Source organism: Sphingobacterium sp. NPDC055346, assembly GCF_053645235.1.
The window spans coordinates 719656-735628 of record NZ_JBSHMI010000001.1 but is presented as its reverse complement, the minus strand read 5'-3'; the positions used below and the strand labels follow the sequence as shown (position 1 = coordinate 735628).

Sequence of the window (15973 nt, the reverse complement as noted above, 5' to 3'; positions counted from 1 at the left end):
TTTTTTATTTAATAAAATAGATGGAGTAATTCTTAGAAAATAGGTAAGTTGCTCAACAACTCAGGGATGGCCTGTACGCCTTCATGAGCCACTAAGAAAGTGTATCGAAGTGAGTTGGGGATAATTCCAAAATACTTTTTAAAGGCGGTGGTGAAATGGGTGGAATGCTTATAGCCTGTCATCCTTGCCACATCAGAAATACGGTATTTGCCCATCAGGATCAGCTTTTTCGCATGCTCCATTTTCATTTCAGTAATATAGTTCATGATGGTTTTTCCATAGAACTGCTTGAAATGTTTCTTTAGGTATTGCTCATTGGTGCCCACTGATTTTGCCAATTCTGAAATGGTATGGTTTTTTGAAAGATCTTCATCAATTAGCTTTTTAGCCATTTGGATCTTTTCATAATGATTCTTATTGGCAATGATTTCCTTGTTTTCATTTTCCACAAAGAGGCTCTCCACCTGATGGATAATGACTTCCAGCAAAAGGGACTGGATCTTTAATTGATTGATATAGGAATCAGCTTCGTACAGCTCGAAAATTTGTTGCAAAGCAAGAGCAATCCTGCCGTCCGCTTTAGTTAGCAATCCATGTTGAAACCGTTCTTGGTCTGCAATGTACTTGTCATGGAAAACTAAGAGCTTATCACTGGGGATTAACATCAGAAGGATGCGGTTGTCTAGACAGATGCTCTTCAAATCAAATAGGTCACCTTTATTCATGTGGATCAACATGTTGTCGCCCGCTTGTAAAAGGTAATTGTCCTGCTGGATCTGAATGGAACAATTTGCAGAATCTTCTAGTAGCAATAGATTTAAATAACCATCAATAGGAGAAGTGAAACTGAATTTTTGCCTGCCTTTGAGTACTGTAAAATACATTAAAGTGCCTAGTTCCAACATATTGGTAGAAATACCATTGGTTGTTTCAGGTAAAATTTCCGATTGCGTAGTATTTTTTTCTGATTGCGTCATTTTGCTATTTAGAATAATTCTACATTTGCAGCAGTATTTATTTAGACTTGTTCTAAAGAAAGTCGAAGTTACTGTATTAATCTGGAATAATGAAACAATTTTACCTCACCATATTATTTTTATTTACCTGTATTGTTGTATTTGCCCAAAATTCAACAATAACTGGTAAAGTTCATTTGGTAGATGGCACGCCTGTTTCAAAAGCTACAGTGCGAATTGAGGGCACTCCAATTGCAAGCATTTCCGATGATGAAGGTTTGTATACATTGGAGCAAGTTCCTTATGGAAAACAGACCATCTTAGTGACCTCCATTGAGATTAAATCGAAGAGACTTCCTATTGATGTCAATAAGGCCAACTATGATTTACATATCCATATTGACCCAAGAGGAGAAATCAGTCTTGATGAGGTGCGGGTACAAGGGAATTCCGTAAAAAGAGAAATTGAGACCAAGGGGTTTGCTGTCAATGTGATCGAAACGAAAGAAGCTTCCACAAGAAATATTCAAACTAATGAACTCTTGGACCGTACTGTAGGAGTAAGGGTCCGTCAAAGTGGAGGTCTAGGTTCGGAGGTACAATATAACTTAAATGGGATGACGGGTCGATCGGTCGGGATATTCATTGATGGGATAGAAATTTCGACCTATGGTTCCTCATTTAACTTAAATAATATCCCTCCTTCGATGATTGATCGCATCGAGGTATATAAAGGGGTTCTTCCTGCTCATTTAACAGGGGACTTGCTTGGAGGAGCAATCAATATTGTTCTTAAAAAAGGTACTTCGAGCAATAACTTATCAGCCTCTGTTTCTTATGGCTCATTCAATACTACCCAATCAGATATTTCTGGCCTTTATAGAAACGCGAAAACAGGTTTTACGACTAGGGTTTCAGGGAGTTTCTTGAATTCAGACAACGATTATGAAATCTGGGGTAAATTCTCCAAATATATAGAACCCAATGGCGTTGTACGTCGTAACTATAGGACCAAACGATTCTTTGATGGCTATAGAGCATTATCTGGAAGATTTGAGTTTGGATTTACCGATGTAAAATGGGCGGATGCTTTCTTTTTAGGATATAATATCTCTGATTCTCATAAAGAGATTCAGCATGGCCAGACCATGGGGACTCCTTATATGGGCAGAACCTCTGATGCCACGGCTAATGTGTTGAGTTTGACTTATAATAAGAAGAACTTATTTGTGCCAGGCCTATCCTTGAATACCAATGCTGTCCATAGTTTTAGAAGCACCAATATCCTCGATACTATTCCTTGGGCCTACAATTGGGACGGACAGATCCGCCTTGATTTAAATGGTGATCCTATTCGTCGACTGGATGGAGCACAGCAGGGGAAACCTGCGATGACGGATATTGATCGTCAGGTAACCAATATCAGGACGAACTTGAGTTATGATATTCTTTCTGGACATAGATTCTCCGTGAACCATGTTTTTTATACCGTAGATAGAAAAGACAAAAACTTGTTGATAAAAGATGGTAATACCGGCATCAACAGTTCGAATGATCTTGCAAAGAATGTCGTGTCGTTCAATTATGAAGCTCAAACGTTTCATAATAAGTTGACAACAAATCTATTCTACAAGATTTATCAACAATCTATTGCTAGCCATTCTTATACAGGGGTAATTGAAAACGGGCAGACGAAGATCGTTGAGAATGTCAGCAAGGACAACCGTGTAAATTATGGTTATGGTCTTGCGGCATCTTATAAATTGTTCAATCGATTGGTACTTCTGGCCTCAGGAGAACGTGCGGTAAGAATGCCGGTTGATATGGAAACTTTTGGAAGTCCGGAAGATAATGTTCTAGCCAATCCGGGGATCTCACCCGAAATCAGCGACAACTATAATGCGGGGTTTAGGTTAGGGACTTATGATTTCGGTGATCATAGATTTTCGGTTGGAACCAATGTTTTTTGGAGGAACACGAAAGACAGGATCATGCCGAGAGCTAATGAAATGATCAACAGCCAAGAAATTGAACTTACCCAATATGTCAATTTGGGGCTTTCTCAGTCCGTGGGCTTTGAAGGTGAACTGACCTATGCCCATAAGGACAAGCTTACGTTATTGTTCAATTTTTCCAAATTCAATTCCTTGTTTAAGCAAGAGTTTGATCCTACTTCAGGTCAACCGATGACCTATTACAACAAACAGATTCCTAATGAGCCTTTCTATACCATGAATGGAAATGTTCATTATAGATTAGATAATATCATTCAAAAATCCTCTCAGTTAAACCTGTTCTACAATATTGGTTATGTGGCGCCTTTCAGCACAGTATGGCCAGATTCTGATTGGTTTATTACACCGGCACAGTACGCGCAGAATTTGGGTATGAGCTATGTTTTTCCTAACAAGAAACTCATTCTCGCACTGGATGTCAAGAACGTATTCAATGCTGAACTTTATGATAATTTCGGCGTTCAGAAGCCTGGTAGGGGATTTTATTTGAAACTGAACTACTCAATTAACAATATATAATTACTCTTAATAATTAATAACATGAAAACGAATCTATTAAAGTATGCAATACTTGCCACTGGTTTGATATTTAGCAGTTGTTCAAAAGACGGAGAAGGTCCGAAAGAAGTAACTGAAGACGATATACGTTGGATCACTGTTTCAGGTGCGTTGATGGATGAGGAGCCAGGTGATGGTAATGCCGGAACTATGGTATTCAGTATGAAGCCTGAGGAAGCAAAAAGTCCAGCATTTTCAGTCGATGTGTTTGCGAATGGTCAGCACGTGAAATCTTCAAGAACAGCGCGTCTGCAAGCATCAGCTGATGGAAAGTATTTATATAATATCCAATATACAGGTGATGATGGCGGTAATTTCAACAAATTCAGGGTTCGTGGTGGAAAGAACTTTACCCCGGAAGGCCCAGAAGTAGAGACCGCTACATATGTAAGTACAGCTCCACGTTGGTTGAAAGCAGCAGAAGGGGTTGGTATTGCAGTTAGAGCAGCAGCAAATGATGCAGTTTATACTGGTCAAGCGCCAAACTTTGTATACCAAGAAAGAACAGCAAAAACGGATGTTATTTCATTGGATTTAAATGATCCTAAGATTACAAAAACCACCAAATTCGACTTGAAATTAACTGCTGAAGAAGTTGCAGCTGGTTATTATGTAAGCCGTATCGATGTTCCTGTAATCAATAAAGCTGGGAATAAAGTATTTATTGGAGCAGCAGTTTCAAAACATAATACTTCAAAATTCACTCTTGGAACTGATGGAAAACCTACTTGGGAAAATGATAGAAATGGTTTGAAAAGCTGGGCTAAAACTTTGGTGTTAGACTACCCTTCTTTAACAAATCCTAAAATCCTTACTTCTAACAAAACAAGAGGTAATACCAATGGATACCGTAGTACTCTTCAGTATGTAGGTACAGATGGTCATGTTTACCAAGCTACCTCAGGCGAAGCAGTAGGTGGTGGTGGTTCTAAGATCTTACGAATCGATGGTACAAGCAATGAATATGATGCTTCATACGCATTCAGTTTAGATCAGGCTTTAGGGGTTAAAGATTCATACATCGAAACATGGAAATATGTAGGTGATGGAATAGGATACGTTGTGTACAATGTAGCTGGTAAGGGTGGATATATTGCGAGGGTAGATCTAAAAAATAATACCGCTAGAAAATATAACATTCCAAACCAAGACGAATTGAATTTCCGTCAGATCCAAAATATTGCATTGGAAGGGGATGATGTATTTATAGCTATCGCACCAGTGGGTAAAGATGGAAACATCTATGTGTTCAACAGAAAATCTGGAAAGATGTCAGTAGGGGCAAAACTTGTGAATAAAACGGGTAACCAGTATATCGGAATTTATTAAGATATCAACAAAATATTATATCAGGTGTGCAGAATCTTGCTCACCTGATTTTTTCATTACAGCAGTATAAAGAGAAAATGAGTAAAAGAGTACAAAAAAAATCAACATGGATGAAAGTAAGGAAACTTTTCAACGACATCCATTTGTGGGGAGGGTTGATATCCGGGATCGTGGTTTTTATCGTTTGTATCACCGGTACAATCTACACCTATAATACTGAAATCAGGGCATTGGCAATGCCTGAGTTCAATAAAGTAAAAGTTGAAGGACAGAAGAAAAATGCAGATCAATTGTTGGCCGCTATTACGCCAGAAGTAAAAGGTAAAATAGTAGGTGTAAAAGTACCATATGCCGATAATGCTCCTACATTTTTCATGTACAATAAAAAAGAAAAGGACGGGGAAGGGAAGGAAAAAGAAGGAAAACCTGAAAATTCCAAAGGTCAAGAAGGACAAAAACCTGGAGACAGGACGGATGTAAAGGAAGGTGCAACAGCTGAAAAACCTCTAAGACCCGTAGAAGCAAAAGTTGGGGAAAGCAAAAGTCCGCAGAGAGCTGCCCCTGCTGGTCCTGGAGGGCCTGCTGGAGTTCGTGGTCCGAGAGCAAACCAGTTGGCCGTAAATCCTTATACAGGTCAGGTAATCGGTGATCCTTCGGATGTGAAAACCAAGACCGCAGAGTTTATGCAAAAGATGTTCGGTTTGCACCGTTGGTTATTGTTGAATGAAATTGAAGAGCCGATCATTGAAGGTGTTGAAAACAGAAAGCTTGGTTCTTGGATTACGGGAACAGCTACCTTATTGTTTTTATTAGGCGTGATTACAGGTATAGTCATTTGGTTTCCTAATAAAATGAGAGCATGGAAAAACGGATTAAACATCCGTTGGTCGGCGAATTGGAAAAGGCTCAATCATGACCTTCACAATACGCTGGGTTTCTACAGCTGTATCATTCTGTTCTTGATGGCCGTTACGGGCCCCTTTTGGTCATTTGATTGGTATCGTGCGGGCTGGCAAAAAACATGGGGAACCTATAAATCTCCAGATGCTCCAAAAGAAGAGAAAGCTCCTATCCTATCTACATTACCTGCGGATGGAAAAAAACCGATGAGCATTGAAGAGACCATTTTGGCCGTTAATAAAGTCCTGCCTTATGATGGCGATGTCACTATCAACTTTGCAAAAGATAGCGTAGGGACAGTTTCAATCAGTAAAAACAGAACAGGTTTCTTTGCTCCTTCAGCTGGAGATAAATTAACCTTAGACCAGTATAGTGGTGAAGTGCTGGAAAGAGATGTCTTCCGCGAGAAACCATTTAACCAAAGAGCTTCTGCTTCCATAAAGGCATTGCATATCGGGGATATCTATGGCCCATTTACAAAAATGCTTTATTTTATTTCCTGTCTGATCGCAACCTCATTGCCGATAACAGGCGTGATGATCTGGATCAATAAAATGAAGAAAACAAAAAAGTAATAGTAACAATTTCTCTTTATATCAATTGGGTTTGGCTGGCATGGTCAAACCCATTTTTTGTTTAAAACAGAAATGCCCAGCCATTCAGCTGAGCAGTCCGTTTGTTTTAAAATTAGCGGTTTTTTTTTTTGAGTTATTTATTATCGCTGCCCATACGTCCGATCAACATTTCGATAATCGCAACGATGATGGCAAAAAAGAACGCAGGCCAAAACCCTGCTACATCAAATTTCGACCCCATGATTTTATCTGAAAGCATAATCATCAGAACTGTAATGATAAATGATACCAGACCAAATGTTAACCAATTCAATGGGAAAGTAAATAAACGTAGAATTCCACCTACAATCGCATTCACCAAGCCAATAACTAAACCCGTTAGGATAGCCCATCCAAAACCAGCAACAGTTACTCCAGGAATAATCCATGATGCGATTGCAACTACTAAACCTGTAACTAATAGACTAATAATGAACCTCATAACTTAAATAATTTGTGTAGTTAAAAATTGTTCAAAATTAATGCCAATAAAGCGGTTTATTGGACGGTATTTTTAGGGGTAACAAAAATAATATTATGCTAACATAGAAAAATATGTGTATATTCATCCAACAATTTTAAACATCAAAGGTTATGAGACAAATAGTTGCAACATTCTGCGCCCTATTATTCTCCATGGTATTATTCGCACAAAATAATGATCCAATTATTGGGAAATGGCAAAATCCAAGTGGGGAGGGAAGAATCGAAATCTACAAGAAGAACGACAAGTTTTTTGGCAAGCTTTATTGGGTTAAAGATGCCTCAAAAAAAGATGTGAAAAATCCTGATCCCAAATTGAGGAGCAGGAATATCCAAGGCTTAGAAATCTTAACCGATTTCAGTAAAGAAAGTAAAACCTATGTAGATGGTCAGATCTATGACCCTAAATCAGGAAAAACCTATAGCTGTAAAATGACCATAAAGGGTGATGACCAGCTAGATATCCGTGGCTACATCGGAATTAGCCTCATCGGGCGTACTGAAACCTGGAAGAGAGTTAAGTAATCAAGAAAAAGAACTCAAAAAGGATAATGCCCCCAATAGACCATCTATTCGGGGCATTTTTCTTTGGGAATGGAGCTATAGTTCTGGCTTTCATGGGATAATGAATTTAGGGCAAACGTTTTCGTAAGGGGGTGATATAAAAAAAGGTTATATTTATTGCGGATTAATTGAAATACTATGTATAAAACTCTAAAACCAGCCCTTGAAAAAGAACTTGCAGAAATTAAGGATGCAGGTTTGTACAAAGAAGAACGCATTATTGTAACTCCTCAAGGAGCAGATATCAAAATCAGTACAGGACAGGAAGTAATCAACTTCTGTGCGAATAACTATTTGGGACTGTCCTCACATCCGAAAGTTGTGGCGGCAGCAAAAGCGGCAATCGATAGTCATGGCTATGGAATGTCTTCGGTACGTTTTATTTGTGGTACTCAAGATGTCCACAAAGAATTAGAAGCTAAGATTTCAAAGTTCTTGGGAACTGAGGACACCATTTTATATGCAGCAGCATTTGATGCAAATGGAGGTGTATTCGAGCCCTTGTTAGGTCCTGATGATGCAATCATCTCTGATGAGTTGAACCATGCTTCCATCATTGATGGAGTTCGCCTGTGTAAAGCGCAAAGATTCCGATACAAAAACTGTGATATGGAAGATCTAGAAGCACAATTAAAGGCTGCTTCTGGTGCAAGACATAAAATTATTGTAACGGATGGTGCTTTCTCCATGGATGGATCCGTAGCGCCATTGGATAAGATCTGTGACCTAGCCGATAAGTACGAATCTTTAGTTATGATCGATGAATCACACTGTTCTGGTTTTATCGGAAAAACAGGCCGCGGAACCCACGAATTGTTCAATGTAATCGACCGTGTAGATATTATCACCGGAACTTTAGGAAAAGCTTTAGGAGGTGCATCTGGAGGATTCACTTCTGGTCGCAAGGAAATTGTCGATATGCTTCGCCAGCGTTCTCGCCCATACCTTTTCTCCAACACTTTGGCACCTGCTATCGCCGGCGCATCTGTTGCTGTCTTGGATATGTTGAGCGAAACAACTGAACTTCGTGATAAGCTAGAAGATAACACCAAATACTTCCGTGAGAAAATGACCGAAGCTGGATTTGATATCAAACCAGGCTTCCATCCTATCGTCCCAGTAATGCTTTATGACGCTAAATTAGCGCAAGAGTTTGCTTCCAAGATGTTGGATGAAGGAATTTATGTCATTGGATTCTATTATCCGGTAGTGCCTCAAGGAAAAGCACGTATCCGTGTGCAGATTTCAGCAGGACACGAAAAAGCACATTTAGACAAAGCTATTGCAGCCTTTACAAAAGTAGGTAAGGAATTGGGCGTGATTAAGTAATTCACGCCTGATACAGCATAAAAAAAGCGCCTGGGTTATCCCAGGCGCTTTTTTTGATTAGTTCAATCCTCTCTTTTTCATCAGGTGGATTGGGTCCGGATCCGCACCGCGGAATTTGCGGTACATCTCAGCAGGATTTCCTGTGCCACCTCTTTCAAGGATGTTGCTACGGAAGGAAGCTGCTGTATTCTGATCATAAAGACCTTTCTCTTTAAATGCAGCGAATGCATCTGAATCTAATACCTCAGACCAGATATAGCTATAATAACCTGCAGAATAACCACCACTGAAGATGTGTTGGAAATAAGTACTTCTATAACGAGGGATAATAGCATCGATCAATCCAATTTTATCCATTGCCGATTTTTCAAACTCATCTGCTTTGGCTTTGATTGGAGCAGTAGCGCTATGGTAGTTCATATCCAACATAGATGCTGCTAAATATTCAATGGTCGCAAATCCTTGGTCGAAGGTCCCAGCCTTTTGCATTTTTTCGATCAATGCATCAGGGATAGCTTCTTTAGTTTGGAAATGCTTCGCGTATGTTTTCAATACTTCAGGATCAGCAGCCCAATTTTCCATGATCTGCGAAGGAAGTTCAACGAAATCACGAGGAACTGAAGTACCTGCTAAGCTTCTGTATTTTACGTTTGAGAACAAACCATGTAGGGCGTGGCCAAATTCATGGAATAAAGTTGTTGCTTCATCAAATGTCAACAATGCAGGGCTATCACCAACTGGTTTTGTAAAGTTACATACGATAGAGATCACAGGAGCGACACGTTTTCCATTCTCACGAGCTTGAGACCTGTATGATGTCATCCATGCTCCAGAACGTTTAGAAGCACGAGGAAAGAAATCAGCATATAACAAACCTAAATGAGAACCATCCTTATCACGAACCTCATAAACCTCAACCTCTGGGTGGTAAACTGGAACATTGTTCAGAGCGACAAAAGAAATCCCCCACAATTTGTTCGCAGTAGCAAAAGCACCTTCGCGAACGTCGGTTAAACTGAAATAAGGTTTAATTTCCTCCTCATTCAGAGCATAACGTTTTTGACGGATTTTCTCTTGGTAATATCTCCAGTCGTATGGAGCCACTTTGAATGTATCTTTTGTAGCTTCGATTTCTTTTTGAATATCCGCAGCTTCAGTTTTAGCTTTTGCTAAAGCTGGAGTCCAGATTTTGTTCAATAGGGCATTCACGTTAGCAGGATTTTCTGCCATAGACTCCTCAAGCACATAAGCAGCATGAGAAGAATAACCCAATAATTTTGCTTTATCTAGGCGTAGGTTGGCAATCTTGATCAAGATTTCTTTTGTGTCAGCATCATTGCCATTATTACCGCGCAATTGGTAAGCATCCCAAATCTTTTTGCGCAATTCACGGTTATCAGCATATTGCAAGAAAGGCATTACCGAAGGATTCTGTAAAGTAAATAACCATTTACCATCTTTTCCTTTAGCTTTAGCTTCAGCAGCCGCGGCAGCCTTTAATTCTTTAGGAAGTCCAGCTAGATCTTCTTCTTTGTCAACAACCATTTCAAAGGCATTGGTTTCTGCCAATAGGTTTTGACCATATTGAGTTGATAAAACAGAAAGTTCAGCATTGATTTTCTTTAATTTCTCTTTATCCTCATCTTTCAGGTTTGCTCCAGAACGAACAAATCCTTTGTATGTTTCTTCTAATAATTTTTGATCTTCAGCATCTAAACCAGCATTTGCCCTTTGGTCATAAACGGTTTTCACACGTTTGAAAAGTTCTGGATTCAGATTGATCTCATCCCTATGCGCAGACATTACCGGGGCAAGGTCCTTTGCAATAGCTTGAATCGTGTCATTTGTATTTGCACTGTTCAAGTTGTAAAACACAGTCGATACACGGTTCAATAGTTGTCCTGCATTCTCTAATGCAAGGATGGTATTGGCGAAAGTAGCAGGTTCATCGATCTTCAAAATAGAATCAATTTCTGCCTCATGTACTTTCAAAGCCTCTTTAAAAGCAGGTCTGAAGTGTTCATCTTTGATCAGGTCAAAAGGAGGGACTTCAAAGTTAGTTTCGTACTTGGCTAATAATGGATTTTTCAAATCTACAGCTTCCTCTTTTTTAGTTTCGTTGTTACACCCTACTAACAAGCTGGCTATCACCATGCAGTAAGGTAAAAAAACTTTTTTATTCATTCTCTTCTAGTTTGTTTCAAATTTTGTGCAAAGGTACTAATTCTTTACTTAAGTATCCCATTCTTTGTAGCCAACAAACTACTAAGAATTTCTAAAATATTTGTTTAATTAGCTGTAACAAAAGTGAGTCGTTTGCGTCTAATTACTAAAGCTTTAACTTATGAAGGATTTCTTTTTCTGGTGTGCTGGGGTACATAAGGAAACCTTGGACCGCTTCCCTGAGGAGCAGAATAAATATATAAGCATTGGTGCAACGATATTTTTCACTGGACTGTTTGCAGCGTTGGCAGGTGGTTATGCCCTGTATTTCGTGTTTAGCGGTAGTTCATTTGCCATCTTTTTCGCCCTGCTTTTCGGTATGATCTGGGGTCTGGCCATCTTTAATCTGGACAGATATATCGTATTGAGTATAGACAAGAGCCGCAGTGGCTGGATGCAATTATTGCAGGCCCTTCCCCGTATCTTGTTGGCCATCCTGATCGGTATGATCATTTCCAGGCCTCTGGAACTGAAAATCTTTGATAAAGAAATCAAAGAACACCTACGGGCGGAATATCTGGTTCAACAGAACGCCAAAATTGACACACTAAACAAGACTTTCGAAAATAAATACCGTGTTGAATATGCTCAGCTCAAGAATCTGACCACACATGCCGATTCACTTGAAGCGAGTATCAAGACCTCTAGACAGCAATTGAACCATGAAATCTTCGGAACCAAAACCGATGAGACTTCAGGAGTGATGGGCTATGGTCCTTATGCAAAAATGAAGGAGGAAAACCTCAATAAGCAACAGGCTTATCTAGATAGTTTGAGAGGTCGATTGCAGACCAAAGAGTCGGAGTTGTTACAACGAAAAGCCTCGGAAGGTCTGATGAGCCAACGGATTCTGTCGGATAAATCCCTGGATAGTGCTGTAAATGTCGCTGGTTTTGCTGACCGAAATGCCGCCTTGAGCAATCTTCACAAAAAACCGGACGGAACAGTGAATAAATCCACTGAAAATGCGGTAATCTTTATTGCTTTGCTATTTATCTTCTTCGAATGTTTGCCAGTTTTCGTCAAATTGATGAGTGGTCGTGATGCTTATGACAATGCCCTAAAAAATCAAAAAGAGGTGCATAATTATGAATCCAATACAGGTGTGACCGTTGAGAAAACAGCTATCGATAAGATAGACGAGTACCGGATCGACGCCTCCATCAAGCGTAGAATGGACAAACTCCAAAAAGAATTTGTCGAAGAATAAACCGCCTATCTAAAGATTTCAGTATACTTGCCATTCAATTAAAACTTTCATAATTCTACAAATAAATGGGATTATGAAAGTTCTGATTGGTCTATGAAACATAAACCATCAATAAAACCATCAATTGATATGAGCAAGAGAAATCTGCTATTAACGCTTGCGTTAATGACCATTTTTAACCTAGGACACGCACAAGAAAAAAGAGGAAGGATTAGGGACTTCGGTATTCAGATTGGTATTCTCCCAACAGGAACCAACAATGCTATTACCGATGTCGCTGGTGTAACCGTAGGTCAGAAAACTATCATTAAAGGTGATTCCGTACGCACCGGAGTGACCGCGATCATTCCACATCAGGGAAATATCTTTCAGCAAAAAGTTCCAGCAGCTGTATTTGTAGGAAATGGCTTTGGAAAAATGATGGGAATATCCCAGATTGAAGAACTCGGAAATATCGAGACGCCAATTTTATTGACCAATACCCTGAATGCACCTAAAGTTGCCAATGGCCTTATCGATTATATGCTTTCCTTACCAGGAAATGAAAACGTAAGATCGGTTAACTCCGTTGTAGGAGAGACCAATGATGGTGGATTGAATGATATCCGTGGCCGACATGTGGAAGCCGCAGATGTAATAGAAGCCATAAAAAGTGCTAGTACAGGAAGAGTATCAGAAGGAAATGTGGGGGCAGGAACTGGAACGGAATGCTTAGGCTATAAAGGTGGGATTGGAACCGCATCAAGGAAGCTCCCAGCTTCTCGGGGAGGGTATACTGTTGGGGTGTTGGTACAGACGAATTTCGGTGGAGTCCTGAGCATCAATGGTGCTCCCGTCGGACGTGAGCTCCACAACTATTACATGCAAGAACCCAAAGAAGCCCATAAAGTGGATGGATCATGTATGATCGTTATTGCAACGGACGCTCCACTTTCTGCTAGAAATCTGGAGAGATTAGCCAAACGTTCCTATATTGCATTCGGAAATGTTGGTTCATTCTCTTCCAATGGAAGTGGTGATTATTCCATCGCTTTCTCCACGAGCCCTACAAACTTAATTCCTCACGAAAGCAAAAACATAGCCTTAGAAACAACCGAAGTAGGCAACGATTATATGTCTCCGTTGTTTATGGCAGTTTGGGAAGCAACTGAAGAAGCAATCTTAAACTCCATGTTTATGGCTGAGGATATGAAGGGAATTAGAGGCCGAACCGTAAAGGCAATCCCAATCAAGGAAACACTAAATATTTTGAAAAAGTACAAGGCGCTAGACTATGATAAACTTCCTAAAGCTGTTCAGAAATAAGACGAAGATAGTCACTTTATGCGCTGCTTTAATTTCAATAGGTTTTAGCAGTTCGGCTCAGGATAAATCCCTAACACTGGATCAGGTTGCCAAGAAACATCATATTCCAGCTATACAGCTCAATTATCAAAAAAATGGAAAAAACCATCTCTATCAGTATGGCATAAAGAATCTGGATAGTAATTCCCCAATTGATCAAAATACAGTCTTTCAGGCTGCATCCCTGACCAAGGTAGTAGCGACCTATACTTTTTTGAGGTTGATGGACAAAGGCTTGATCGAACTGGATAAACCTCTTTGGAGCTATTACCAATATGATCGCCTAAAAAATAACCCAAACAGAGATAAGATCACGGCAAGAATGGTGTTGACCCACCGTACCGGCTTCCTAAATTGGGAAGGAGATGTTCCTTCGGATGCATGGAGAAAGTCTCCCCTAACCTCCCAATTCGAGCCAGGAACTGATTATATGTATTCTGGTGAAGGATTTTATTTCCTGCAGGAGACCATGGAGCACATCTCGGGAAAAACCTTTCAACAATTGGTCGAAGAAGAAGTTCTGATTCCCATGAAAATGAAAAACTCGGCGATTGTATGGAAAGATGAGCTGGAGGCCAATGCCGCCTATGGACATTACGAAGATAATAAGCCGAGGAAGCTAGGGAAATATAGAAAGAGCAATGCTGCATATACCCTATATACCACGGCTGAAGATTATAGCAATTTCATCAAGAAATATATCTTTGATGGTTTTGGTCTGAAGAAAAAGACCCATCAATTAGCTTTGAGCCATCTGGCAGAGGCTAAGAAAGCCCAGGAAATCAGCCCAGATGATAAATATGTTCCCTGTGCCTTAGGTATGCGGATGCAGATCAATGAATTAGGAACTGCTTATTGGCATACCGGATCAAATCCAGGCTTTCGCTGTTTCTTTTTGGCCTATCCCAAAAGCAAGGAAATACTGGTTGCCTTTACCAATACTGATAATGGATTTGTAGCGATTCCCGATATATTGGCGTTATTTTTGAACAATAATCAGACATTCTGGATGTATAAATGGCGCCAGGGTGAGTTAGACTAAAAAGGATAAGATTATGATTGGAATTGTTGGAGGTGTCGGTCCATTGGCTGGTGTCGATATCTTAAAAAAAATAATAGAAGAGACCAATGCAAGAAGGGATCAAGATCACTTACCGGTATTATTATCTTCGCAATCGCATAGAATACCTGATAGAACTGACTATCTTATAGGTAAAGAACCTATTAATCCAGGCCTTGCGATTTCTGAAATAGCTTTAGAACTGGAAAGAGCAGGGGCTACCGTTGTGGGGATACCTTGCAATACGGCCCATTCGCCTCGGATTTTTGAGGTGATCCAAGAGGAATTGGCTAAGCACAATTCTAAAATCCAACTTCTGCATATGGTGGCTGAAACAGCCAAGTTCATTCAGGAAAAATGTCCTGGATCAACGGTCGGTGTGCTTTCCACAATCGGAACCCGCAACACCGGTCTATATAAACAGGTTATTGAGAGCTATAATCTGACCTGTATCGAGCCAAACGATGTGCTTCAGAATAAAGTCCATTCGGCCATTTATGATGAAACCTATGGGATCAAGGCTTTTTCCTCGCCGGTTACCAATCGGGCGCATGATCAGTTGGTCGCGGCCATCCATGAGTTGAAGGGGCAAGGTGCTCAAGTGATTATCTTGGGATGTACAGAATTGCCTTTGGCCTTGCGTGAAAAAACTTATTATGGTTTGCCTGTCATTGATCCGAACCGCATCTTAGCAAGGTCGTTGATCCATGCAATAAATCCTACGAAATTGAACCCTGTAGCGGATTAGGACTAGCTTACGTATTATGTAGACATAATAAAATTTGAAAAACATGAAACAAAGTAAAGTACCAGCTCTTTTGATTTTAATGCTAGGCTTATTCTTAATGCCAAATGCATCTAATGCCCAAGAAATGTTAGTGAAAGTAAATACCGATATTTTCCCAGCTCCTGAAAAAGGCTTTAAAAGAATGGTCATTGAAGTACCTTACTCTGAAGCAGACAACAATAAAAAGATTGAATTCAGTGTAGGTAAGATGATGGAGGTTGACGGTTGTAATCATTTTGGATTAAATGGCACGATCGAAACTAAAGATTTGGAAGGTTGGGGATACAATTACTATGTATTCAAAACCAACGGAGATGTAATTTCTACCCAAATGGCATGTCCTGGTGCACCTGCAAGAAATCTTTTCGTATCGGCGCAGCCTACTCTGGTTCAATACAATGGTAAAATGCCGATCGTAGTCTATGTTCCTGAAGAATATGATGTACGATTCAAGATCTATACAAGTACAGACGAGGTTTACCGTGCGATGGAAGACAAACCTAGCAAAAAGTAATCCCTCGATTCAATAAAAGACTTAAAAACCCAGACATGAATATGACCTGGGTTTTTGTTTTATTGCTTATTTTTATTCTTCAGGCAA

13 protein-coding genes are annotated in these 15973 nt (G+C 39.8%); 10 read left to right on the top strand and 3 right to left on the bottom strand.

Translation table 11 applies throughout. The features are described from left to right. Nucleotides 1–32: 32 nt before the first annotated feature. Nucleotides 33–977 carry a helix-turn-helix transcriptional regulator gene (locus tag ACWICE_RS03145; protein ID WP_185215772.1) on the bottom strand — a complete coding sequence of 315 codons (945 nt, stop codon included), beginning with the start codon at nt 975–977 and terminating at the stop codon, nt 33–35. Between the two features lie 89 nt (nt 978–1066). Between ACWICE_RS03145 and ACWICE_RS03140 the strand changes: the two genes are divergently transcribed. The 3 genes from ACWICE_RS03140 (at nt 1067) to ACWICE_RS03130 (ending at nt 6333) form a co-directional block, all read left to right on the top strand. Then, nucleotides 1067–3490: a TonB-dependent receptor gene (locus ACWICE_RS03140; RefSeq protein ID WP_454297615.1), complete on the top strand. Its 2424-nt coding sequence runs from the start codon at nt 1067–1069 to the stop codon at nt 3488–3490. A 21-nt stretch (nt 3491–3511) separates the two neighbouring features. Beyond that, complete coding sequence (locus ACWICE_RS03135) at nt 3512–4858, top strand: hypothetical protein (RefSeq protein WP_454297614.1); 1347 nt, start codon at nt 3512–3514, stop codon at nt 4856–4858. A 110-nt stretch (nt 4859–4968) separates the two neighbouring features. Beyond that, nucleotides 4969–6333 carry a PepSY-associated TM helix domain-containing protein gene (locus ACWICE_RS03130; protein WP_454297613.1) on the top strand — a complete coding sequence of 455 codons (1365 nt, stop codon included), beginning with the start codon at nt 4969–4971 and terminating at the stop codon, nt 6331–6333. 133 nt (nt 6334–6466) lie between these two features. On the opposite strand, the gene ACWICE_RS03125 is transcribed toward ACWICE_RS03130, so the two are convergent. Further along, nucleotides 6467–6814 (bottom strand): phage holin family protein, encoded by a 348-nt coding sequence (locus ACWICE_RS03125; RefSeq protein WP_093100141.1) that lies wholly within the window; start codon nt 6812–6814, stop codon nt 6467–6469. Between the two features lie 152 nt (nt 6815–6966). Here ACWICE_RS03125 and ACWICE_RS03120 point away from each other — a divergent pair, with 152 nt between their 5' ends. Both ACWICE_RS03120 and kbl read left to right on the top strand, forming a co-directional pair. Then, nucleotides 6967–7380 carry a DUF2147 domain-containing protein gene (locus tag ACWICE_RS03120; RefSeq protein ID WP_454297612.1) on the top strand — a complete coding sequence of 138 codons (414 nt, stop codon included), beginning with the start codon at nt 6967–6969 and terminating at the stop codon, nt 7378–7380. A gap of 177 nt (nt 7381–7557) precedes the next feature. Then, on the top strand, nt 7558–8748 hold the full coding sequence (gene kbl / locus ACWICE_RS03115; protein ID WP_454297611.1) for a glycine C-acetyltransferase: 1191 nt from the start codon (nt 7558–7560) through the stop codon (nt 8746–8748). Between the two features lie 57 nt (nt 8749–8805). Here kbl and ACWICE_RS03110 read toward each other — a convergent pair whose 3' ends face one another. Further along, nucleotides 8806–10932: a M3 family metallopeptidase gene (locus ACWICE_RS03110; RefSeq protein ID WP_454297610.1), complete on the bottom strand. Its 2127-nt coding sequence runs from the start codon at nt 10930–10932 to the stop codon at nt 8806–8808. Between the two features lie 160 nt (nt 10933–11092). Here ACWICE_RS03110 and ACWICE_RS03105 point away from each other — a divergent pair, with 160 nt between their 5' ends. The 5 genes from ACWICE_RS03105 (at nt 11093) to ACWICE_RS03085 (ending at nt 15886) form a co-directional block, all read left to right on the top strand. Continuing rightward, the gene (locus ACWICE_RS03105) at nt 11093–12181 is read left to right on the top strand and encodes a DUF4407 domain-containing protein (RefSeq protein WP_454290591.1); all 1089 of its coding nucleotides are present in this window, start codon (nt 11093–11095) and stop codon (nt 12179–12181) included. A gap of 129 nt (nt 12182–12310) precedes the next feature. Next, nucleotides 12311–13486 carry a DmpA family aminopeptidase gene (locus ACWICE_RS03100; RefSeq protein ID WP_454297609.1) on the top strand — a complete coding sequence of 392 codons (1176 nt, stop codon included), beginning with the start codon at nt 12311–12313 and terminating at the stop codon, nt 13484–13486. Next, a complete protein-coding gene (locus ACWICE_RS03095) occupies nt 13455–14567 on the top strand; it encodes a serine hydrolase domain-containing protein (protein WP_454297608.1) in 1113 nt (370 codons plus the stop codon). The genes ACWICE_RS03100 and ACWICE_RS03095 overlap by 32 nt, the downstream gene beginning before the upstream one ends. A 13-nt stretch (nt 14568–14580) precedes the next feature. After that, complete coding sequence (locus ACWICE_RS03090) at nt 14581–15333, top strand: aspartate/glutamate racemase family protein (RefSeq protein ID WP_454297607.1); 753 nt, start codon at nt 14581–14583, stop codon at nt 15331–15333. Nucleotides 15334–15376: 43 nt separating this feature from the next. Further along, nucleotides 15377–15886 (top strand): ecotin family protein, encoded by a 510-nt coding sequence (locus ACWICE_RS03085; protein ID WP_237219409.1) that lies wholly within the window; start codon nt 15377–15379, stop codon nt 15884–15886. Nucleotides 15887–15973 lie beyond the last annotated feature (87 nt).

Bases quoted from the DNA above. Each gene is read 5' to 3' on its own strand.
- ACWICE_RS03130 (WP_454297613.1), top strand. From the start codon at position 4,969: ATGAAAGTAAGGAAACTTTTCAACGACATCCATTTGTGGGGAGGGTTG.
- ACWICE_RS03125 (WP_093100141.1), bottom strand. From the start codon at position 6,814: ATGAGGTTCATTATTAGTCTATTAGTTACAGGTTTAGTAGTTGCAATC.
- ACWICE_RS03100 (WP_454297609.1), top strand. From the start codon at position 12,311: ATGAGCAAGAGAAATCTGCTATTAACGCTTGCGTTAATGACCATTTTT.
- ACWICE_RS03135 (WP_454297614.1), top strand. From the start codon at position 3,512: ATGAAAACGAATCTATTAAAGTATGCAATACTTGCCACTGGTTTGATA.
- ACWICE_RS03145 (WP_185215772.1), bottom strand. From the start codon at position 977: ATGACGCAATCAGAAAAAAATACTACGCAATCGGAAATTTTACCTGAA.
- ACWICE_RS03095 (WP_454297608.1), top strand. From the start codon at position 13,455: ATGATAAACTTCCTAAAGCTGTTCAGAAATAAGACGAAGATAGTCACT.
- ACWICE_RS03090 (WP_454297607.1), top strand. From the start codon at position 14,581: ATGATTGGAATTGTTGGAGGTGTCGGTCCATTGGCTGGTGTCGATATC.
- ACWICE_RS03110 (WP_454297610.1), bottom strand. From the start codon at position 10,932: ATGAATAAAAAAGTTTTTTTACCTTACTGCATGGTGATAGCCAGCTTG.
- ACWICE_RS03120 (WP_454297612.1), top strand. From the start codon at position 6,967: ATGAGACAAATAGTTGCAACATTCTGCGCCCTATTATTCTCCATGGTA.
- ACWICE_RS03085 (WP_237219409.1), top strand. From the start codon at position 15,377: ATGAAACAAAGTAAAGTACCAGCTCTTTTGATTTTAATGCTAGGCTTA.
- ACWICE_RS03105 (WP_454290591.1), top strand. From the start codon at position 11,093: ATGAAGGATTTCTTTTTCTGGTGTGCTGGGGTACATAAGGAAACCTTG.
- kbl (WP_454297611.1), top strand. From the start codon at position 7,558: ATGTATAAAACTCTAAAACCAGCCCTTGAAAAAGAACTTGCAGAAATT.
- ACWICE_RS03140 (WP_454297615.1), top strand. From the start codon at position 1,067: ATGAAACAATTTTACCTCACCATATTATTTTTATTTACCTGTATTGTT.